The sequence below is a fragment of the Pseudomonas allokribbensis genome, from assembly GCF_014863605.1.
Lineage (GTDB): Bacteria > Pseudomonadota > Gammaproteobacteria > Pseudomonadales > Pseudomonadaceae > Aquipseudomonas > Aquipseudomonas allokribbensis.
This window is the reverse complement of record NZ_CP062252.1, coordinates 543,958-562,171: the sequence shown is the minus strand read 5'-3', so window position 1 is coordinate 562,171 and position 18,214 is coordinate 543,958. Positions and strand designations below refer to the sequence as shown.

The window sequence follows — 18,214 nt, the reverse complement described above, 5'->3', positions numbered from 1 at the left end:
CTAGCGGAACTGGCCGGCCGGTGCGTTGACACTCGAGTAGCATCGACATAGACTCCAACCCAAATGGACTGGGAGATCCCGGTCGGCGCTAATGCCTCGGTGAGATCATCGGGGCTTTTCGCTTTCTGGGGATGGGAAAATTTTCAAACCCCAATTCTCGAAACCCTCTCCAACTTTGCTCCGCCCCCCGCTGCAATAGAACTTGCGCTTGAGCACGTCAAAAGCACGGTTTCCCTGACCCGCCCTCAACACGCTCATGCCAATGGGCCTCGCAACAAGATCGGCTAGCTGCAGGCCGGTGGAGTTCACCTGTTTAGTTGCAAAAACGATGTCAAACGGCAGTTGAATACCCCATCGATTCACCCCACCACACATCCTGCGAAACTCCAATTCAAGCTCGTTATCCTCTCGCTTTCCTCGGCGCTCGAAAATCACGTGCGTCAGTGCCCCTTGTTGATTCTTCTCCTGCAAAAACTCATAGAGCGTTTCCAGACAAAAGCCGAGCGCGAGGTGATAAGGATTGTGTCCCGTGCCTTGTTTCTCGCGAAGGGAAGCCTTGTCTACGACGCAACTGATCAGAACGAAGTTGCTGGCTTCAATGATGCAAGTCAGCTCCTCAAGAAAAGCATTCTTGTGCTCTCTCGACATGAAGAGGCCAGAAAACGCTCCTTTTTCTTTACGAATTTCGAGCTCATGCAGACCGATCAGATCGTGTCCCATATGGGTGAACTTGAATTTCTGCAGGGCCGGAATGACCTTCTCGCAATAATGCCTTTTATGAAACGCACAAAACGCGAGCACGAAAACTGGATAGTTGGGATCCAGTGTTTGCATTCCATGATCACCGCTCTCATCGACATAAACGATGACATCGCTGTATTCACTGGTTGGGGGCAAGGTAATTACCCCCGACCTGGCCGCCAATAAACACTGATATTCCCGTCCACCGCCTGACGATAGATCGTATAAGGCAGGCAAGCCGTGTCGAAGACGCCGGACAGGGTCAGGTCGAGCAGGACGACCGGCACCAGAATGCCGGAGGGATCGGGCGGCGCGTGCAGCAGGCAGAAGTCGTGGGCGAGTCCGCTGTAGATGCGCGGAATGGACTGGCAGTAGGTTTTCTGTTTGCGCAGGCCGCGCGTGGCGTCCTCGTCGTCCTGCAACACGGTGACGGCGGTGCCGCAGCCGGATAGCGCCAGGGAAAATGCGCCGATGGTGATAGCCGTTTTGATGGTCAAGGTTTGCCCTCCGGGAACGTCGGGGCAAACTAGCATCGGGGCTCTATGCGGGGCAGTTCATGGGTTCCGGGAAGGCCGTAGGACAAGTTACAAGGATTTGTCGCCACATGCCTTACCCGATTTTTATTGCAGAAACGTCTTACCGGCTTGCGAAAGAAATCACGCAGCGCCCGATGCATCCTTGGGCAAACGCTGATCAATCACCTGATACAGCGCACTGCTCTCAGGCCAGTTGCGCATGAACCGCGCACGATCCTTGGCATAAGCCGGAGCAAAGCTGCCCGCCGAGCCGTGCTGGCACATCGAATCCAGATCGATCAGCGCCCAGCGATCCTCACGCCAGAACAGGTTGTGGCCCTTGAAATCACCATGACTGATGCGCTCTGCAATCAACCGCGCAAACAACTGATCCAGCGCCTGCAACTCGGCTTCCGGCGCTTCGCCGCTTTCAACATACGGTGCAAAACGCTCGATGATGTCCGGTCCTGCCAGGTACTCGGTGATCAGGTACGCCTTGCTGCGCAACCAGAAAAACCGGGTTTCCAGCACCGCCAGCGGCTTCGGCGTAGCAATGCCGAGAAACGCCAGGCGATTGCCTTCGCGCCACGAATGCCAGGCACGGCTCGGGCGCCAGAAGCGCTTGAGCCAATGGGCAAAGTTCTTGATGTTGTAACGCTTGATCACCAGCGGACGCCCGGCGACTTCGACCTTGCCGACGCTGGCCGCGCCGCCGGTCTTGTACAGGTGCCCCTGATCGAGCAAGGCATCGGCCTGCTCCAGCACCGGCAGCATCGCGGGTTCTTCTTCGCGACGAATCGAACGCAGGCCAAAGGCTCCGCGTCGCACGCTGAACAACGTGCATTCACGACCGACCTTGATCAGGAAATCCTTCAACCGCCAGGCGCGCACCTTGTCGATCTGCTTCTGCAAGGCTTCCAGCGGCAGCGCGTGCTCGCTGTTGCTCAGCAGGTAATACACCAACAATTCTTCGGTGAAAGGCTCAAGCGACTTGGGCAACTGGGCAAAAAACACCCCGAGGTTTTCCAACACTTTCTGCCGGGACAATGGCTGGCCGGTGTTTTCCGCGCAGATACCGGCGCCATCGATCAGGTACAACTGACCGTCGTGGCGCAGCAGGTTGTCCAAATGCAGGTCTTCCTGCCACAGGCCTTTGCCGTGCAATTGGCCAATGGCGCCGAGGGCCTCGGCCAGTACCGACGATTGCTCGTCGGCCAGCACCGGCAAGGATTCAACCTTGCTCCAGGCATCACCCAGGCTTTCGGCGCCTTCGAGAAACTCGAACAACAACCAGCCACCCTCGCCATCCTTCAGACCATCGGCCAGCAGCAGCGGCGTAGTCATGCCTTGGGCGGCAAGCAGTTTCACCCCTTCCAGTTCACGCTGAAAATGCCGTGCAGCCTTGCTGCCAACCAGCAATTTGGCCAACACCGGACGCCCGCGCCACACGCCGGCACCGACATAGCGCTGCCCCGGCAACACCCGCAACAGGCTGAGCAACTGCAAATCGGCGGCACCCGCCGCATCAGCCAACGAAACCGTCAGCGGCAGGCTCGGCGTACGTCCGGCGTGTTTCAGATCGGACAACTGCATCAGCGCGTCTCCTTGCGACTGCGCCGCGCGGTCAGCCGCGTGACCCAGCTATCGACCAGTGAACTGTCGACCGACTGATCGAGATAGGCCGCCAGCAACTCGCGCAGTTGAGCTTCGTTCCACTCCGGCGCACGACGCAGCAGCGGCTCAAGATCCTTGACCCGATCACGCTGGCCGAACAGCAGGGGTCGGGTCTTTTCCAGGTCGATCAGTTGCGCCTGATACCCGGTACCCTCGGCACGCAGAAAAATGTGCTTGGGATAGAAGCAGCCGTGCACCTGACGTACACCGTGCAGGCGCCGCGCCAGCTGGCCGCAGGCCTTGAGAATCGCCGAATGCTGCGTGACTTCCAGGCTGGACCAGCGCTGCAGCAACGAATCCAGATCATCCCAACCGTCGAGGGCGCGGGTCAGCAGGATCGCGCGCACTTCGCCGTTGATTTTGCGCTGGCCGAAAAACGCCGCTTGTAGCGCCGGAATGCCGAGCTGGTTGTAACGGCTGATGTTGCGAAACTCCCGGGCGAACGTCGGCTCGCCAAACGGCGCGTGCAGGGTGCGGGTCAGGTAATTGCTCTGACGCTTGAGGTAATAACCGTGGCCTTCGAGTTCGAGCCGGAACACACTGCTCCAGCCGCCGCCGTCGGTGTTCGGTTCATCCACCGCATCGAGTTGCTTGTCCCACAACGCGTCGAACGTGCCGAGGCCGTGGCGCTCCAGCAGCGCACGGTCTTCAGCGGCGAGAAAATCAGTCATTCGCGTCCCTCGAAAAATCTCACCACGTGGCGAATCCGTTTCTTGTCGGCGGCATTGAGCCGGTCACGCTGGCGGTATTGCAGGTAGAAGCGCAGGCGCTGGGTGTTCGACAGGTGATATTTGGCAACCTTGTCGAGACAGGCCAGGTCCTTGGTAATCCGGTATTTGAGCCAGAAACCGCGCCAGAAATCGCCGTTCGGGCAGTCGATCAGAAACAGTCGCGCCTGATCGTCGATCAGCAGGTTGCGCCACTTCAGATCGTTATGAGTGAAGCGATGGTCGTGCATTGTCCGGGTGTAAACGGCCAATTGCCGACTGATGCCGTCAACCCAGCTGTGACTCTTCAGTTTGGGGTCATTGCGCTCGGCCAGCGCCGAGAGGTCCTCGGTACGCGGCAGTTCGCGGGTGATCATCGCCCCGCGATCGTAGGCCATGCCATTGCGCTCCAGGCCCCAGGCCACCACTTCGGCGGTGGGAATGCCCCACTTGGCGAAACGCTTGAGGTTCTGCCACTCCATCTTCACCCGCGGCTTGCCGAGGTAACGGCGCAAGCCCTTGCCGGCGCCGACGTAGCGTTTGACGTAGTAATTGACACCGTTGCGCTGCACGCGGATGACTTCGGACAGCGGGTCGCGGGTCAGACGCTCGCCTTCAAGCGCGAATACCGCTTCAAGGCTGCCAAAATCCGCTGCGAGGTCGCTGTACCCGGGTTCAAGATTCCAACCCGCCATCAGAGCGCATCCCCGTAGCGCAACTTGCGCTCGTAGAGTTTGTTGGCCTTGCCTTCGAGCCAGCTCAGCAACGGCGCTTCTTCAGCCAGGATCTGGCGCAGCGGTTGCTGGAAGTAACCCTTGAGAAAGCGCAGCTTGTCGCGACGGGTCAGGCCGATGTCCAGCGCGGAGAAATACAGCGCCGCCAGATCCTTGTTGCGCCAGCGCTGAGTGATGGCCGGGCGGGTCTGGGCGCGGTGCAGGTCGATCACCGAGAGTTTGAAATCTTCCGGGGTGACCGGTTTGTCGGTGTGCAGCAGGAAGTGGCAGATGTAGCAGTCGCGGTGGTTGACCCCCGCGCGGTGCATCATCCCCGTCATGCGTGCAACTTCGGCGATCAGCGCGCGCTTGAGCTTTGGCTGCGGCGGCTGCTTGACCCAGTCGATGCTGAAATCTTCGAGGCTGATGGTCGGCGCCAGTTCTTCGGTGACGATGAACGAATGCTGGTCCGCCGGGTTGCTGCCCTTCTCGCCGTACGCGACGGCGGTCATGGTCGGCACACCGACTTCCTGCAGACGCTGGATAGCCTTCCATTCCTGGCCCGCGCCAAGCACCGGCAGCTTGGCAGTCAGCAGGTTCTTGAAAATCTCGCCCCAGCCAATGCCACGGTGGATCTTGACGAAAAATCCGTTGCCGTCGACTTCCGTGCGCAAAGTCCTGCGGGCTTCCAGCTCGCGGTACACCTCGCCCTGCAAGCCCTCGACTTCCGCGAACGCATCGCGGCCGGCCCAGAGGCTCTTGAACGGTTCAGCCAGCATCAACTTCATTTATGCGTGCTCCGCCAGAATCACATCGGCCGCGTGCTGCGGCATGCTGTAGAGGTCGGCCGTCTCGGCGAAAGCCAGACCGTTGCGGCTCCAGGCCGCCCGTGCAGCGTCGTCGTTCAACATGTCAGTCAGGTATTGCGTCAGTTGCGCCTGATCGAACGGCTCGTCCAGTACGCGCCCGGCATCGGCCTCGGCAATGTAATGGGCGTAGCCGCAGACCGCGCTGACCAGCACCGGCAACCCGGCGACCAGCGCTTCAAGCAATACCGTACCGGTGTTCTCGTTGTACGCCGGGTGGATCAACAGATCGGCGCCGAGCAGGAAACGCGGGATATCGCTGCGCCCCTTGAGGAACGTCACGTTGTCGCCCAGACCCAATGTTGCACTCTGCATCTGGAACAATTTGGGGTCATCCTGGCCGATTACAAACAGCCGGGTGCGTTTCTTCAGTTCGGCGGGCAATGCGGCCAGCGCCTTCAGGCTGCGATCGACGCCCTTGGTCTTGAACCCGGAGCCGATCTGCACCAGCAACAGTTCGTCGTCCTTGAGGTTGAATTCGGCGCGGAAACCGGCGCGAATTTCGTCGGCATCCGCCGGACGCCGACGATCCTGGGCGATGCCCGGCGGCAGCAGGTGGAAGCGCTCGAGCGGCGTGTCGTAATGCTTGATGAACAGCGGCTGCTGCACTTCGGAGATCATCAACACTTCAGTCTTCGCGTCTTTGGCGAACACCGCGCGCTCGTACTCGGCGAAGTGGCGATAGCGCCCCCAACGGCGATACAGCGAATGGCGCAGGTTCTGCGCCTTGTCCTCGAAGCAGCCGTCGGCGGCGTAGTAGACGTCCAGCCCCGGCATCTTGTTGAAGCCGATCAGGCGATCCACCGGGCGCCTGGCCAGGTCCGCTTCCATCCACGCGCTGAGTTTCTCGTTGCGGCGATGGTTGAAGAACGCCTTGACCGGCGCCACCAGCACTTCGAAACCGGGCGGCACGTCACCTTCCCAGATCAGGGTGTAGACGCGGATCTTGTGGCCACGCTTCTGGCATTCGAGGGCGATGCGCATGAAGTCGCGCTGCAAACCACCGAACGGGAAATACTTGTAAAGGACAAATGCCAATTGCATCAACGCAGCTCCTCAGCCATCAACAACGTGCTCAGTCGGCTGGCGACACGCTCGGGATTCAGACGCGTGAAGCACAAAGGCAACTCGCGTTTCAGGTCAAACTGACGGGCATCCTGCGCGGTCGGTTGATACGTACATTTCTTTTGCAGGCACGGCGCGCACGGGAAATCGCTGCCGAGGTGAATCTGCAGCTTGCCGTAGGCACCGGTCAGGCCCGGATTGGTCGGGCCGAACAGCGAAATCGTCGGCACGTCCAGTGCCGCAGCGAGATGGCCGAGACCGGTGTCCACCGCGACACAGGCCTGAGCACCGGCCAGCACCTTGCCGACCCCGGCCAGGTTCAGCTTCGGCAGCACTTCGGCATGCTTGAAGCCGGCAGCGATGCGCTCGGCCCGGGCCTTCTCCAGCGGGTTGCCCCACGGCAGCTTGATCCCGACGCCGAGGTAGCCGACCCGCTCGGTCAGCTCACGCCAATAGCTTTCCGGCCAGTGTTTGGTGTCCCAGGTGGTGCCGTGCAAAAACACCACGTAAGCATTCTTGCGTGGCAGTTCCACCAGACGCTCGACGTTGAGGCCGTAATCACCCAGGCCTTTGGGCAAGTCGTAACCCAATGCAATCGCGAACAACTGACGCACACGCTCAACGGCGTGCTGCCCACGGGCCACCGCCAGTTTGCGATCATAAAAACGCGCGGCGATCGGCTCACGGGCCGAGCCCTTGTCGAGACCGGCCACCGGGGCTTTGACGTAACGAGTCAGCCAGGCGCTTTTCAGCAAGCCTTGAGCGTCGATCACCAAGTCATATTTGTTCGCCCGAACGGATTGCTTGAAGCGCTTCCACTCGCCGCTGGTGATGGTTTTCCAGAGGTTCTTGCGCCAGCGGCGGATCGCCACGGGAATGACCTTGCCCACGGCCGGGTGCCAGGTCGGGATTTCGGCAAAGCCTTCTTCCACCACCCAGTCGAATTTGATCCCGGGAATCGCCCGGGCAGCGTCGGTCAACGCCGGCAACGCGTGAATCACGTCGCCCAGCGATGAAGTCTTGATCAGCAATACCCGCAACTTAATGGACCTCGACCACAGAACCCTGCAAACGCTGCAAGGCATCGTTGACCGCGTCCGGCATCAGCTGGCGCAGGCAGTTGTAATGGCCGAAACGGCAAGTGCGATCAAAGCAAGGGCTGCAATCGAGGCCCAGACGGACGATTTCCACATGCTCGGCCAACGGCGGGGTGAAACCCGGCGAAGTCGAACCGTAGACCGCCACCAACGGACGGTTCAGCGCTGCAGCAACGTGCATCAGACCGGAATCGTTGGAAACCACAGAGTCAGCGCAGGACATCAGGTCGATGGCTTCGGCCAGCGAAGTACCGCCACTGAGGTTCACGGACTCTTCACGCAGGCCCGGAATCAGCCGCGCGCGGATATCTTCGCCCACCGCGTGATCGTTCTTCGAGCCGAACAGCCAGACCTGCCAGCCTTCGCGGATGCGCGCCTCGGCGACCTTGGCGTAATGCTCGGACGGCCAGCGTTTGGCTTCACCGAACTCGGCACCGGGGCACAGCACCAGCACCGGGCGATCGAGGGTCAGGCCGAACTTGGCCAGCGCCGCCTCGCGGGTCACCGGGTCGATTTGCAGGCTCGGGCGCGGATACGGTTTCGGCAGCTCGGCGTTCGGCTCGTAGGCCAGCGCCATGAAACGTTCGATCATCAGCGGATAACGTTCTTTATCCAGTGTGCGCACGTCATTGAGCAGGCCGTAGCGGAATTCGCCGCGCCAGCCGGTGCGCTTCGGGATGCCGGCGAAGAACGGCACCAGCGCCGACTTCAGCGAGTTCGGCAGCAGGATCGCCTGGTCGTACTGGCCGGCCAGGGATTTGCCGATCCGCCGACGGGTCGCCAGCTCCAGCGCGCCGTGGCCGAGCGGAAAGCTCAAGGCCTTGCGCACTTCAGGCATGCGCTCAAGGATCGGCCGGCTCCACTCGGGGGCCAGCACGTCGATTTCGCACTGCGGGTGGCGTTGCTTGAGACACTGAAACAGTGTCTGCGCCATCACCATGTCACCGACCCAACTGGGCCCAACGATCAGAATATTCATGTGGTTTCCAAAAACGAACCGGGGAGGCTTTACGCCTCCCCGTCTCGAGAATCAGCTTAGCCCCAGCTCGCGCCAGATCCGCATCACCTGCCGCCGTTCGTCCGCGAACTGATCGCCCGGTATCACCCCGGCATCCTTCTGCAAGGCCTGCCGGTGGGCGGCGGAACGATAGGCCTTATAGGCCTCGCGCAACAGGCTGGCGTCTTCGACGGGCATCAGCCCCTCGTGTTCCAGCTCTTCCAGAATGCGGATATTGTCCGTCCAGCGCAGCAACGGCGGGTGGGTCTGCGACCACGCCAGGGCCGCGTATTGCACCATAAATTCAATATCGACGATACCTCCGGCGTCCTGCTTGAGGTCGAACGGCGCCGTGGCGTCGAAGGCATTCGCCGCGGTACCGGCGGCGGTGCTCTTGCTGCCGAGGTTATCGCGCATCTTGGCGCGCATCTCGCTCACTTCCTGTTGAAGTTTCGCCAGATCCCGCGCCTTGCCCAGCACCTGAGCCCGTACTTTCTCGAACGCCTGGCCGACATCCTGACTGCCCACCAGCACCCGCGCCCGCACCAGAGCCTGATGCTCCCACGTCCAGGCTTCATTTTCTTGATAGCGGGCAAATGCCCCCAGCGAACTGACCAACAGCCCCGACGCACCGGACGGCCGCAGGCGCATGTCCACTTCATACAGCTGGCCGGAGTTGGTCTGGGCCGTCAGCAAGTGAATGATCCGCTGGCCGAGCCGGGTAAAGAACTGCGCGCCATCAATAGGCTTCGCTCCGTCGGTTTCCGCCTGCGGATCGCCGTCATGGATGAACACCAGATCCAGGTCCGAACCATGCCCCAATTCGATCCCGCCGACTTTCCCATAACCGACAATGATGAAGCCGGGATCGCACAACGTGCCGTCGGTGCGCAGCGGCGTGCCGTACTTGGCCACGGTCTGGCGCCAGGCCAGGGCCAGCACTTGTTCCAGAATCGCCTCGGCGAGCCAGGTCAGGTAATCGCTGACTTTCATCAACGGCAGGCTGCCGGCGATTTCCGACGCGGCGACGCGCAAGCGATGCGCCAGTTTGAAATGGCGCAGGGCTTCCATCTGCTGTTCGAGGTCGTCCTCGGGGATCCGGGTCAGGCGCTCGCGCAATTCGGCGGCCAGTTCCGGCGCCAAGGGCGGCTTGAACAGGCGACCTTCGTTGAGCAACTCATCCAGCAGTAACGGGAATCGGGTGATCTGCTCGGCGATCCACGGACTCGCGGCACACAGAGTCAGCAAGCGACGCAGCGCGCCGGGGTTTTCCGTCAGCAACACTAAATAAGCCGAACGCCGGGCCACCGCCTCGACCAGCGGCAGAACCCGTTCGAGCACCAGATCCGGATTGTCATGCTCCACCGCCTGGGCGAGCAGGCGCGGAATAAAGGCGTCGAGACGTTCGCGCCCCAGACGCTGCATCGCCCGCAGTTGTGGACTGCTGCGCAGACCGGCCAGCGCTTTCAAGGCTTTGGTGGCGTCGGCGAAACCGCCCTCTTCCAGTTGGCGGCAAGCGGCTTCTTCGTCCTGCGCCTCTTCCCACAGTGGCAGCCATTCACCGCCGACCACCACTTCGCAGTCGGCGCCTTCTTCCTCATCGGGATCGGCGATGACCTGAGCAAAATGCCAGGCCACCCGGCCTCGCCAGAACATCAGCTTTTCATGGAAGGCGTCCCAGTCGGCGAAACCGAGCATGAACGCAATGCGCGCCTGATCCTGCGGGCTGTCCGGCAGCATCTGGGTCTGCCGATCGGCAATCGCTTGGATCGCGTGTTCGGTGTAGCGCAGGAATTCATAACCTTCACGCAATTCGCTGATCACTGCCGGCGGCAGATAACCCTGCCCTTCCAGCGTGCTCAACACCTTTAATAGAGGCCGCTGTTGCAGGCTCAGATCACGACCGCCGTGGATCAACTGAAAGGCCTGAGCGATAAACTCGACCTCGCGAATGCCACCGGAGCCGAGCTTGATGTTGTCGGCCATGCCCTTGCGCCGGACTTCCTGCTGGATCAGTTGCTTCATGGTGCGCAGCGCTTCGATCGCGGAGAAGTCCAGATAGCGCCGGTAAACGAACGGCCGCAGCATTTCCTGCAACTGCGCACCGGCCACTTGATCGCCAGCCACCACCCGCGACTTGATCATCGCGTAGCGTTCCCAGTCACGGCCCTGATCCTGGTAATACTGCTCCAGCGCATTGAAGCTCAGCACCAGCGCGCCGGACGAGCCGTACGGGCGCAGGCGCATGTCGACGCGGAACACAAAGCCGTCGACGGTCATCGGGTCGAGGGCCTTGATCAGGCGCTGACCGAGACGAATGAAGAATTCCTGGTTATCCAGTGCGCGCTTCACGCCGACCGTTTCGCCGCCCTCGGGGTAGGCAAAGATCAGGTCGATGTCCGACGACAGGTTCAGCTCGACCGCACCGAGCTTGCCCATGCCGAGGATGACCATTTGCTGCGGTTCGCCGCTGCGCCGGCCGGTCGGTGTGCCGAACTGTTCGCAATGGCGGCTGTACAGCCATTGATAAGCCTGGTCGATGCTGGCGTCGGCCATGTCCGAGAGGTCGCGGCAGGTTTGCACCAGATCGGCCTGGCGAGTCAGGTCGCGCCAGATGATCCGCACCTGATGCCGGGCGCGCTGACGACGCAGGACGCGACCCAGTTCATCCTCGGTCTGCGCGGTGCTGACCGCCGCCGCAATCTGCCCGCACAACTCGCCGGGGGCGAACGGCCGATCGAGCTCACCGGACTGCGCCAGCGACAGCAACATCAAAGGGTCACGAACGCTCTGTTCAATCACGAAATCGCTGGCGGCGGTGACGCGGGCGAACTGCGCCCAGCGCTCCGGAGTCCAGGTGGAGAAGCCTTGATCATCCTCAAGTCCGGCGACGGCCGTACGGAACGACTGCTCGGATCGGCTGACCAACGGCAGGAGAATGGCGGGCAGTTCGGCAAGCGCGGGCAGGGTCATGGTCTATCCTTGATCGGCGTGTAAATGGCCGCTTGTAGTGATGATTGAAAAACCGCTACGCGAAGGACTGTCGAACAAAAGTGAGAAATAGCTGAAATTTCTTTTTCTTTGGCAGCCAGCATCAAACTTTCACCTTTTTCGGATGGCTAAAGAGCAACCTTAACGATTATTCTCACAACGCAGTCGGAGGCCACAAGCCTTTCATCTGTAGTTTTACTACTCGTCTATACATTCGAAAGGCTGAAATGCCGGATGATTTGTAGTAAAACTACACGCCGCCGGAACAACCTGTCGGCAATCCAAGAATTTTAAATCGTCTGCCCACAAGGCCAGTCGCAAACTCAGGCAACCGATTCTGGAAGCCTTTCCGCCCTGGAGCAAGCCATGCAAGACCTCGATCCCGTCGAAACCCAGGAATGGCTGGACGCCCTGGAATCGGTTCTCGACAAAGAAGGCGAAGACCGTGCTCACTATCTGATGACCCGTATGGGCGAACTCGCGACCCGCAGCGGCTCGCAACTGCCTTACGCCATCACCACGCCTTACCGCAACACGATTCCCGTTACCCACGAAGCACGCATGCCTGGCGACCTGTTCATGGAACGCCGCATTCGCTCGCTGGTACGCTGGAACGCGATGGCCATGGTAATGCGTACGAACCTGAAAGATTCTGACCTGGGCGGTCACATCTCCAGCTTCGCCTCCAGCGCGACCCTGTACGACATCGGCTTCAACTACTTCTTCCAGGCCCCGACCGACGAACACGGCGGCGACCTGATCTACTTCCAGGGCCACACCTCGCCAGGCGTCTACGCCCGTGCGTTCATGGAAGGCCGCATCACCGAAGACCAGATGAACAACTTCCGCCAGGAAGTCGACGGTCAGGGCCTGTCGTCCTATCCGCACCCTTGGCTGATGCCTGACTTCTGGCAGTTCCCGACTGTATCGATGGGTCTGGGCCCGATCCAGGCGATCTACCAGGCTCGCTTCATGAAGTACCTGGAACACCGCGGTTTCATCCAGCCAGGCAAACAGAAAGTCTGGTGCTTCCTGGGCGACGGCGAGTGCGACGAGCCGGAATCGCTGGGTGCAATCTCCCTGGCCGGCCGCGAGAAGCTGGACAACCTGATCTTCGTCATCAACTGCAACCTGCAGCGCCTCGACGGCCCGGTTCGCGGCAACGGCAAGATCATCCAGGAACTCGAAGGTGTGTTCCGCGGTGCTCAGTGGAACGTGACCAAAGTCATCTGGGGCCGTTTCTGGGACCCACTGCTGGCCAAGGACGTCGACGGCATCCTGCAACGTCGCATGGACGAAGTCATCGACGGCGAGTACCAGAACTACAAGGCCAAAGACGGCGCGTTCGTTCGCGAACACTTCTTCAACACGCCTGAACTCAAGGCGATGGTTGCAGACCTGTCCGACGACGAGATCTGGAAACTCAACCGTGGCGGCCACGACCCGTACAAGGTCTACGCGGCGTACCACGAAGCGGTCAACCACAAAGAACAACCGACCGTCATCCTGGCCAAGACCATCAAGGGTTACGGTACCGGTGCGGGCGAAGCGAAGAACACCGCGCACAACACCAAGAAAGTCGACGTCGACAGCCTGAAGCTGTTCCGCGACCGCTTCGACATCCCGGTGAAAGACGAAGAGCTGGAAAACCTGCCGTTCTTCAAGCCGGAGCCAAACAGCGCCGAAGCCCGTTACCTGGCCGAGCGTCGCACTGCACTGGGCGGTTTCGTCCCTCAGCGTCGCGCACAGAGCTTCAGCGTACCGACCCCGGATCTGGATACCCTCAAGGCAATCCTCGACGGTTCCGGCGACCGTGAAATTTCCACCACCATGGCGTTCGTGCGGATCCTCGCGCAACTGGTCAAGGACAAGGAAATCGGCCCGCGCATCGTTCCGATCATCCCGGACGAAGCCCGTACCTTCGGTATGGAAGGCATGTTCCGTCAGCTGGGCATCTACTCGTCCGTCGGCCAGCTCTACGAGCCAGTCGATAAAGACCAGGTGATGTTCTACAAGGAAGACCAGAAAGGTCAGATCCTTGAAGAAGGCATCAACGAAGCGGGCGCCATGAGCTCCTTCATCGCGGCCGGCACTTCGTACTCCAGCCACAACCAGCCAATGCTGCCGTTCTACATCTTCTACTCGATGTTCGGCTTCCAGCGTATCGGCGATCTGGCCTGGGCTGCCGGCGACAGCCGTACCCGTGGCTTCCTGATCGGCGGCACCGCCGGCCGTACCACCCTGAACGGTGAAGGCCTGCAGCACGAAGACGGTCACAGCCACCTGCTGGCTGCCACCATCCCGAACTGCCGCACCTACGATCCGACCTACGGCTACGAGCTGGCGGTGATCATTCAGGACGGCATGAAGAAGATGACCGAAGAGCAACAGGACATCTTCTATTACATCACCGTGATGAACGAGTCCTACCAGCAGCCAGCCATGCCGGCCGGTGCCGAAGAAGGCATCAAGAAAGGCATGTACCTGCTGGAAGAAGACACCCGCGAAGCGGCGCACCACGTACAGCTGATGGGCTCCGGCACCATCCTGCGTGAAGTCCGTGAAGCGGCGAAGATCCTGCGTGAAGAGTTCAACGTCGGTGCCGACGTGTGGAGCGTCACCAGCTTCAACGAACTGCGTCGCGACGGCCTGGCCGTAGAGCGCAGCAACCGTCTGAAACCAGGCCAGAAGCCTAAGCGCAGCTACGTCGAAGAGTGCCTGAGCGGCCGTAAGGGTCCGGTCATCGCCTCTACCGACTACATGAAACTGTTCGCCGAGCAGATCCGTCAGTGGGTACCGTCCAAGGAATTCAAAGTCCTGGGCACCGACGGTTTCGGCCGCAGCGACAGCCGCAAGAAACTGCGTCATTTCTTCGAAGTCGACCGTCATTTCGTGGTGTTGGCAGCCCTGGAAGCACTGGCTGACCGTGGTGATATCGAACCTAAAGTCGTGGCCGAGGCCATCACCAAGTTCGGTATCGACCCGGAAAAACGCAACCCACTGGACTGCTGAGGAGAAACTCTGTGAGCGAACTCATTCGCGTACCTGACATCGGCAGCGGTGAAGGTGAAGTAATCGAACTGTTTGTGAAGGTCGGCGACCGTATCGAAGCCGACCAGAGCATCCTGACTCTGGAATCGGACAAGGCCAGCATGGAAGTGCCGGCCCCGAAGGCCGGGGTCATCAAGAGCCTGAAAGTGAAGCTGGGCGATCGCCTGAAAGAAGGCGACGAACTGCTGGAACTGGAAGTCGAGGGCGCCGCGCAAGCGGCCCCGGCGCCTGCCGCTGCTCCTGCTGCCAAGGCTGAAGCCAAACCGGCTGCCGCTCCTGCTGCTGCCGCGCCAGCCGCTGCGCCTGCTGCCGCTTCGGTTCAGCAAGTGCACGTGCCGGACATCGGTTCGTCGGGCAAGGCCCAGATCATCGAGATCCAGGTCAAGGTCGGCGACAAGGTCGAGGCTGATCAGTCGCTGATCACCCTGGAATCCGACAAGGCGAGCATGGAAATCCCGTCGCCTGCCGCTGGCGTGGTCAAGGCCATCAGCGTCAAGTTGAACGACGAAGTCGGCACTGGCGACCTGATCCTGGATCTGGAAGTGGCGGGTGCTGCGGCCCCTGCTGCGGCCGCTCCGGCCCAGGCTGCTGCTCCAGCCGCTGCCGCTGCGCCGGCTCCGGCCGCTGCACCTGCCGCACCGGTTGCCGACAGCGTTCAGGACATCCACGTTCCGGACATCGGTTCGGCCGGCAAAGCCAAGATCATCGAAGTGTTGGTCAAGGCTGGCGACAGCGTTGAAGCCGACCAGTCGCTGATCACTCTGGAATCCGACAAGGCGAGCATGGAAATCCCGTCGCCTGCCGCTGGCGTGGTGGAAAGCATTTCCATCAAGCTGGACGACGAAGTCGGCACTGGCGATCTGATCCTCAAGCTGAAAGTCAAAGGCGCCGCTCCGGCTGCTGCCTCGGCACCTGCCGCTGCCGCTCCGAGTGCTCCGGCGCCGGCCGCTGCTGCTCCGGCTGCCGCTGCACCTGCACCTGCTGCCGCTCCAGTTGCTGCTCCAGCCAAGCCTGGTGCGAAAGTTCACGCCGGCCCTGCCGTGCGTCAACTGGCTCGCGAATTCGGTGTCGAGCTGAGCGCTGTCGGCGCCAGCGGTCCGCACGGTCGCATCCTGAAAGAAGACGTGCAGACTTACGTCAAAGCCATGATGCAGAAGGCCAAGGAAGCTCCGGCCGCTGCTGCTGGCGCAACCGGTGGCGCGGGCATCCCGCCGATTCCGGTCGTCGACTTCAGCCGTTTCGGCGAAATCGAAGAAGTGCCGATGACTCGTCTGATGCAGATCGGCGCGTCGAGCCTGCACCGCAGCTGGCTGAACATCCCGCACGTGACTCAGTTCGATTCGGCTGATATCACCGAGCTGGAAGCGTTCCGTATCGCTCAGAAAGCCGTTGCAGAGAAGGCTGGCGTCAAGCTGACCATCCTGCCGCTGCTGCTCAAGTCCTGCGCGCACATGCTCAAGGAACTGCCGGACTTCAACAGTTCGCTGGCTCCAAGCGGCAAGGCGATCATCCGCAAGAAGTACGTGAACATCGGCTTCGCCGTCGACACCCCGGATGGCCTGCTGGTACCGGTCATCAAGAACGTCGACCAGAAGAGCCTGCTGCAACTGGCAGCCGAAGCCGCTGCGCTGGCCGCCAAGGCCCGCGACAAGAAGCTCACCGCTGACGACATGCAGGGCGCCTGCTTCACCATTTCCAGCCTCGGCCACATTGGCGGCACCGGCTTCACGCCGATCGTCAACGCGCCGGAAGTGGCGATCCTCGGTGTTTCCAAGGCAACCATCCAGCCAGTCTGGGACGGCAAAGCCTTCCAGCCGAAACTGATGCTGCCACTGTCGCTGTCCTACGATCACCGTGTGATCAATGGCGCCGCTGCTGCACGCTTCACCCAGCGTCTGAGCAGCCTGCTGGCGGACATCCGCACCATCCTGCTGTAAACCGCTTGGCCCTCCGGCAACGGAGGGCCAACCGGGTTCCACGTTTTCGAGCGCCACACGCTCGTACCTCAACCCCGTCAGTTTGGCGGGGCTTTTTTTTGCCTGAAATAACTGCCGCCCGCACTTTTCCCACAACTTGCGCTGATATAAGCCACGACTCGAGTCCACTTCCTGTCGATATTTTTCAGCAACAGACAACTAACCTTTGCGCATTAAAGTTACGCCTATAAAGCTGGATAACTTTATTCATTACCAATACTTATTCGAATGGATTCGAACATGCTGAAACCTACTGTCGGCCCGATCGTTGGCCACACAACAACTAATCAGGCGCGGATCTTCATTCGCGGCGGACTGCAACATAACACGGCCGTATTTGCCGGCATTCGCTATCGGATATTGGATTCGAAACAATGGCAATCGGGCCAGTTTGTCAAACTGGATTCAACCCGCGACATGACTGAAGTGCTGGTACTCGATCACTTGCAAGCCGACACCGACTACGAATACCAGACCGGCTGGTTCAGCCCGATGAGTCCCGTCCACACCATCCACAGCGTGGCGGAGTTGCCGCTGCAATGGCCACGGGAGACGTATCGCCTGCGCACCCGCAGCCATCGGCCTTTGCAGCCTCGCGCCTACATCCTCGGTTCCTGCCGCTATCTGCGCCTGACCGCCGGCATCCCGTCGCTCCCGCATCTGGGCGACCGGATCTTCGCGTCCATCAGCCAGTTGATCGAGGGGGCACAACCGGCGATCAGTGCAATCATGATGTGTGGCGATCAGATCTACGCGGACGATCTGAACCTGTTCGCACCGGATCGCGACTACGACGAGTTCATTGAAAAGTATCGTGTAGCGTTTTCCCTGCCCAATATCCGACGACTGATGTCCGGCACTTCGACTTACATGATCCTTGATGATCACGAAATAGAAGACAACTGGCCAATGAATGCCAGCAAGTCCGATAAAACCCTGTATCGCAATGCAATAGCGGCTTACGATATTTATCAAGCAAGTCATAGCCCGATCTGCGCGACAACAACTAACGGCACAATTGATCGCACGACACTGAAGCACTACTGGTATCAATTCAGCGACGGCGATATCGAATGGTTTGTGACGGACAGTCGAACTCGCCGCAACTTGTCGAGCGAGAACCGCCGCATCCTCGATGAAGAACAGGAACAGGCCTTGTGCAAGTGGTTGGTCGAGAGCCCGGCGCGGGTCAAGTTCGTGGTCACCAGCGTCATGTTCTACCCCGACCGCAAAATGAACAGCGATGATGCCTGGGCGGGCTTCCCCGAACAGCGACTGCGCCTGCTGGAAACCATCCGCCGGCATCGGCTCAAAAACGTCGTGCTCATTTCCGGCGATGTGCATGGTTCGCTGACCAGTCGCCTGACCCACAGCGAAGACCAGGACTTTGAAGTACACACCGTCGTGTCCTCGCCGCTGAGCAACAGCAAACTGCTGCCCTATGCCAGGGCATCGACGTTCATTCTCGATCAGCCGCTGGCTCGCACAGACGCGGGAGAATACCGGCACACGCTAACCAGCCAAGTCGTCAGCCAGGACAATTTTGCCCACATGGTGGTCGAGGTCGAACACATCCGGGTCAACTACCACGACCGGGATGGCAAACACTTGCAATCAATCGACATTCCACTGCGCTGAATGGAAAAATGCCGCCGCTCCGGATGCCAGAAGGCTCTGGAACGGCGCTCTCAGCGCGCCGCTGCATTACTTTCCAGCGCCCGCTGGAGAAATGTTCAGCGCAGCCGACATATTCTTATAGCACTTGGCCTTCATGTCTCTTGTCAGTCGGTGCCGCAATGATGCAACCTTGCCGCAGGCAAC

Annotated in this window: 14 protein-coding genes; 3 read left to right on the top strand and 11 right to left on the bottom strand. The window is 60.5% G+C overall.

What is annotated here, in order from left to right; all coding sequences use genetic code 11:
• Positions 1-105 precede the first annotated feature (105 nt).
• The 11 genes from IF199_RS02490 to IF199_RS30440 form a co-directional block, all read right to left on the bottom strand.
• On the bottom strand, positions 106-897 hold the full coding sequence (locus tag IF199_RS02490) for a DUF3800 domain-containing protein (RefSeq protein WP_341807720.1): 792 nt from the start codon (positions 895-897) through the stop codon (positions 106-108).
• Between the two features lie 5 nt (positions 898-902).
• Positions 903-1,238, bottom strand: coding sequence for a YceK/YidQ family lipoprotein (locus tag IF199_RS02485; RefSeq protein ID WP_192559607.1), 336 nt, complete (start codon positions 1,236-1,238; stop codon positions 903-905).
• A 159-nt stretch (positions 1,239-1,397) separates the two neighbouring features.
• The gene (locus tag IF199_RS02480; protein WP_192559606.1) at positions 1,398-2,849 is read right to left on the bottom strand and encodes a lipopolysaccharide kinase InaA family protein; all 1,452 of its coding nucleotides are present in this window, start codon (positions 2,847-2,849) and stop codon (positions 1,398-1,400) included.
• Positions 2,849-3,601, bottom strand: coding sequence for a lipopolysaccharide kinase InaA family protein (locus IF199_RS02475; protein ID WP_192559605.1), 753 nt, complete (start codon positions 3,599-3,601; stop codon positions 2,849-2,851). The genes IF199_RS02480 and IF199_RS02475 overlap by 1 nt, the downstream gene beginning before the upstream one ends.
• Positions 3,598-4,332 carry a lipopolysaccharide kinase InaA family protein gene (locus IF199_RS02470; RefSeq protein WP_096819868.1) on the bottom strand — a complete coding sequence of 245 codons (735 nt, stop codon included), beginning with the start codon at positions 4,330-4,332 and terminating at the stop codon, positions 3,598-3,600. The genes IF199_RS02475 and IF199_RS02470 overlap by 4 nt, the downstream gene beginning before the upstream one ends.
• Positions 4,332-5,138, bottom strand: a complete 807-nt coding sequence (rfaP, locus tag IF199_RS02465) for a lipopolysaccharide core heptose(I) kinase RfaP (protein ID WP_096819869.1) — start codon at positions 5,136-5,138, stop codon at positions 4,332-4,334. Before rfaP ends, IF199_RS02470 begins: the two co-directional genes overlap by 1 nt.
• A complete protein-coding gene (locus tag IF199_RS02460; protein WP_192559604.1) occupies positions 5,139-6,260 on the bottom strand; it encodes a glycosyltransferase family 4 protein in 1,122 nt (373 codons plus the stop codon).
• A complete protein-coding gene (waaC, locus tag IF199_RS02455; RefSeq protein WP_085711109.1) occupies positions 6,260-7,321 on the bottom strand; it encodes a lipopolysaccharide heptosyltransferase I in 1,062 nt (353 codons plus the stop codon). Before waaC ends, IF199_RS02460 begins: the two co-directional genes overlap by 1 nt.
• A 1-nt stretch (position 7,322) precedes the next feature.
• Positions 7,323-8,357, bottom strand: coding sequence for a lipopolysaccharide heptosyltransferase II (waaF, locus tag IF199_RS02450; RefSeq protein WP_039766536.1), 1,035 nt, complete (start codon positions 8,355-8,357; stop codon positions 7,323-7,325).
• Positions 8,358-8,408: 51 nt separating this feature from the next.
• Complete coding sequence (glnE, locus tag IF199_RS02445; RefSeq protein WP_192559603.1) at positions 8,409-11,348, bottom strand: bifunctional [glutamate--ammonia ligase]-adenylyl-L-tyrosine phosphorylase/[glutamate--ammonia-ligase] adenylyltransferase; 2,940 nt, start codon at positions 11,346-11,348, stop codon at positions 8,409-8,411.
• Positions 11,345-11,470 carry a hypothetical protein gene (locus IF199_RS30440; protein WP_255261909.1) on the bottom strand — a complete coding sequence of 42 codons (126 nt, stop codon included), beginning with the start codon at positions 11,468-11,470 and terminating at the stop codon, positions 11,345-11,347. Before IF199_RS30440 ends, glnE begins: the two co-directional genes overlap by 4 nt.
• A gap of 262 nt (positions 11,471-11,732) precedes the next feature.
• On the opposite strand from IF199_RS30440, the gene aceE reads away from it, so the two are divergent.
• The 3 genes from aceE to IF199_RS02430 all read left to right on the top strand — a co-directional run bounded on the left by aceE (position 11,733) and on the right by IF199_RS02430 (position 18,031).
• Positions 11,733-14,378: a pyruvate dehydrogenase (acetyl-transferring), homodimeric type gene (gene aceE, locus IF199_RS02440; protein ID WP_096819872.1), complete on the top strand. Its 2,646-nt coding sequence runs from the start codon at positions 11,733-11,735 to the stop codon at positions 14,376-14,378.
• A gap of 11 nt (positions 14,379-14,389) precedes the next feature.
• Positions 14,390-16,354 (top strand): dihydrolipoyllysine-residue acetyltransferase, encoded by a 1,965-nt coding sequence (gene aceF / locus IF199_RS02435; RefSeq protein WP_192559602.1) that lies wholly within the window; start codon positions 14,390-14,392, stop codon positions 16,352-16,354.
• Positions 16,355-16,633: 279 nt separating this feature from the next.
• Entirely contained in the window at positions 16,634-18,031 is a 1,398-nt protein-coding gene (locus IF199_RS02430) for an alkaline phosphatase D family protein (protein ID WP_192559601.1), read from the top strand.
• Positions 18,032-18,214: the final 183 nt, after the last annotated feature.